Here is a 2,912-nt window from a genome sequence, read left to right on the forward strand (position 1 = left end):
TAGAATGTAGGGAGGATTTCTTTTTATGAAACCAATGTATAAAAGGGTACTGTTAAAACTTAGTGGTGAAGCACTAGCAGGAGATAAAGGTTTTGGAATAAATAATGATGTTGTTAATGAAATAGCAGTAGCAATAAAGAAAATTCAAGAAATAGGTGTTGAAGTATCTGTAGTTGTTGGTGGTGGAAACTTCTGGAGAGGAAGAACATCAGAAGGTATGGATAGAACTACAGCAGACTATATAGGAATGCTTGCAACAGTTATGAACTCTATGGCACTTCAAGATGCTCTTGAAAACATAGATGTTCAAACAAGAGTTCAAACTGCTATAGAAATGAGACAAATAGCAGAACCATATATAAGAAGAAAAGCAGTTAGACACTTAGAAAAAGATAGAGTAGTTATATTTGGTGCGGGAACAGGAAATCCATATTTCTCAACAGATACAGCGGCATCACTTAGAGCAGCTGAAATGGAAGCAGAAGTTATACTACTTGCTAAAAATGTTGATGCAGTATACGATAAAGATCCAAAGGTACACGCTGATGCAGTTAAGTTTGATGAATTAACTTACTTAGAAGTTTTACAAAGAGAATTAAAAGTAATGGACTCTACTGCAACATCTTTATGTATGGATAACAAAATACCTATACACGTATTTGAATTATCTACAGATAATATAATAAAAGCAGTTATGGGTGAAAAAATAGGTACAATAGTAAAATAATACTTAATATTAATTATTTTATTAAACACCGCTCGATAAAAAATATATAACCTTCCCTCCAAGCTACAATGTCGGTTCAGTTTATATATTTTTCATCTTCGCTAGAAGAATTAATAAAATAAAAAAGTGTAAAATATATTTTTTAATATAGATTAAAAGTATTATATAAAGTAAGATAAAGATATATAATAGTATTATAATATATAGGAGGATAATAACTATGAAATTAGATGTACATAAGCAATTAGAAGCTAAGATGACTAAAACAATAGATGCCCTAAAGCATGAATACACAACTATAAGAGCAGGAAGAGCAAACGCTCAAATGTTAGATAAGGTAAGAGTTGACTACTACGGATCATTAACTCCAATCAACCAAATGGCTGCTATATCAGTTCCAGAACCAAGAACATTAATGATAAACCCTTGGGATAAGTCTTCTATGGCAGAAATAGAAAAAGCTATAAGAAACTCTGATTTAGGACTTAATCCAACTAACGATGGTCAAGTTATAAGAATATCAGTTCCAGCTTTAACGGAAGAAAGAAGAAAAGAATTAGCTAAGAGAGTTCATAAAGTTGCTGAAGAATTCAAAGTAAGACTTAGAAATGAAAGAAGAGATGCAAATGATGCATTAAAGAAAATGGAAAAAGACGGAGAATTAACTGAAGACGAATTAAAGAAAGCACAAGATGAAGTTCAAAAAATAACTGATAAATTCATAAAAGAAGTAGATCAAGTTGCTACTGCTAAAGAAAAAGATATAATGGAGGTATAATATTGAATAAATATTATAACCTTTTAGGCCTTCAATTAGAAGAAGTAGAAAAATATCTCAAAGAAAAAAACATAACATACACTGTAAAATCTATACAAGGTAAAAAAGACACGGATAAGCTTATTATTCCTAAAGTCATAAAAATATCAGAACTAGATAATGGTGTAGAATTACTAACAACTAAGTTTTCTGACTCCCTAAAATAGGGGTCAGAAATCTTTGCATTTAAGCAAATTTTATAATGGAGGCAAAAACTATGAATAGTTATGACATAAATTTAGAAAAAGTGCCTACTCATATAGCTATAATAATGGATGGAAACGGAAGATGGGCAAAATCTAGATTCCTTCCTAGAGCTGCAGGACATAAAGCGGGGGTAGAAGCAATAAGAGAAGTAATAAAAGAATCTCAAAGATTAGGGGTAAAACATCTAACTTTATATGCTTTTTCAACAGAAAACTGGAAAAGACCTAAACTTGAAGTAGATACACTTATGACTCTTTTAGCTACATATTTAAGCAAAGAGATTAAAGAATTACATGCCAACAATGTAAAAGTTACAACAATAGGGGATATATCAAAGCTTCCTAAAAATTGTATAGAACAATTAAATAATGCATTTGAATTAACTAAAGATAATACAGGAGTTAATTTAAATCTTGCTCTAAACTACGGAAGTAGAGATGATATAAAAAATGCAATAATAGATATATTAAATGATGCAAAATGTGGTAAAATAAATATAGAAGAAATAAATGAAAATACTATAAAAAATTATTTAGATACAAAGTCTATACCAGATCCTGACTTGATAATAAGAACTAGTGGAGAGCAAAGACTTAGCAACTTCTTAATGTGGGAAGCTGCTTACTCTGAGTTTTATTTCACTGATATACACTGGCCAGACTTTAATAGAATAGAACTTCAAAAGGCAATATATGTATATCAAAATAGAGACAGAAGATTTGGCGGACTAAGTAAGTAGTAAGGAGAAAATTTATATGCTTACAAGAGTAATAGCCGCATTAGCTTTAGTACCATTATTTATATTCATTGTAATTGGTGGGATACCATTATATATAGCTGAAATAGTAATACTTGCTATGGCTTTAAGAGAATTTTATAAAGCATTTAATGCTATAAATATACACCCTATAGAAAATATAGGTTATATATTTATAGCATACATGGGTCTAAAAAATATACTTAATTTAGGTGTAGAGTATACTTACATAATGATATTTTTATTATTTATGTACTCTATAACTTATCTTTTAAGATGTAAAAATAATGTAATTGATATTGCAATAACATTTTTCAGTATATTCTATGTAGCTATATCTATAGATTTTATAGTTCTAACTATAAACAGCTTTGAAAGAGGTGCAATTTATGTATGGACTATAT

4 protein-coding genes and 1 pseudogene are annotated in these 2,912 nt (G+C 29.4%); all 5 read left to right on the forward strand.

From position 1 onward, the window contains the following. Positions 1-25 precede the first annotated feature (25 nt). Positions 26-727 carry a UMP kinase gene (gene pyrH / locus Q5F54_RS12445; protein WP_071119908.1) on the forward strand — a complete coding sequence of 234 codons (702 nt, stop codon included), beginning with the start codon at positions 26-28 and terminating at the stop codon, positions 725-727. 220 nt (positions 728-947) lie between these two features. Continuing rightward, positions 948-1,505: a ribosome recycling factor gene (frr, locus tag Q5F54_RS12450; RefSeq protein ID WP_071119909.1), complete on the forward strand. Its 558-nt coding sequence runs from the start codon at positions 948-950 to the stop codon at positions 1,503-1,505. Between the two features lie 2 nt (positions 1,506-1,507). After that, on the forward strand, positions 1,508-1,711 hold the full coding sequence (locus Q5F54_RS12455) for a hypothetical protein (RefSeq protein WP_281539138.1): 204 nt from the start codon (positions 1,508-1,510) through the stop codon (positions 1,709-1,711). Between the two features lie 50 nt (positions 1,712-1,761). Next, entirely contained in the window at positions 1,762-2,490 is a 729-nt protein-coding gene (locus tag Q5F54_RS12460; RefSeq protein ID WP_302334530.1) for an isoprenyl transferase, read from the forward strand. A gap of 16 nt (positions 2,491-2,506) precedes the next feature. After that, positions 2,507-2,912 (forward strand): annotated as a pseudogene (locus Q5F54_RS12465) (phosphatidate cytidylyltransferase); the annotation flags it as partial.

Source organism: uncultured Romboutsia sp. (genome assembly GCF_958366745.1).
GTDB classification, from domain to species: Bacteria; Bacillota; Clostridia; order Peptostreptococcales; family Peptostreptococcaceae; genus Romboutsia; species Romboutsia timonensis.

Coding starts and splice junctions, on each gene's coding strand:
- pyrH (WP_071119908.1), top strand. CDS start 26: ATGAAACCAATGTATAAAAGGGTACTGTTAAAACTTAGTGGTGAAGCA.
- frr (WP_071119909.1), top strand. CDS start 948: ATGAAATTAGATGTACATAAGCAATTAGAAGCTAAGATGACTAAAACA.
- Q5F54_RS12460 (WP_302334530.1), top strand. CDS start 1,762: ATGAATAGTTATGACATAAATTTAGAAAAAGTGCCTACTCATATAGCT.